The sequence below is a fragment of the Streptomyces sp. HPF1205 genome, from assembly GCF_020400825.1.
Taxonomy (GTDB): domain Bacteria; phylum Actinomycetota; class Actinomycetes; order Streptomycetales; family Streptomycetaceae; genus Actinacidiphila.
Map to the genome: position 1 here is coordinate 1 of NZ_JAINVH010000184.1, position 231 is coordinate 231.

At 65.8% G+C, this 231-nt stretch carries 1 pseudogene; it reads right to left on the reverse strand.

Annotation, left to right across the window (positions count from 1 at the left end):
- Positions 1–104: 104 nt before the first annotated feature.
- A pseudogene (locus K7G61_RS36220) lies at positions 105–231 on the reverse strand (IS110 family transposase); the annotation flags it as partial.

Genomic DNA, 231 nt, shown 5'->3' on the forward strand with positions numbered 1-231 from the left:
TCCGGGGGTTTGTCCCGGCGTTCGGGTGGGTGCCCGCGTAGAGAGACGGCCACCGGCTGATCTTCGAAGTGTCTAAGCCTCGAAGGAGAATCTCAATGATCGTGTCAAGCCGCCTGCGTGACCGGTGGGACGGAGGTGAACAGCCTCTTGTCACGCAGCATCGCCCACAGGACGTCCACCCGACGCCGGGCGAGGGCGAGCAGAGCCTGGGTGTGCAGCAGCCCCTCGGCT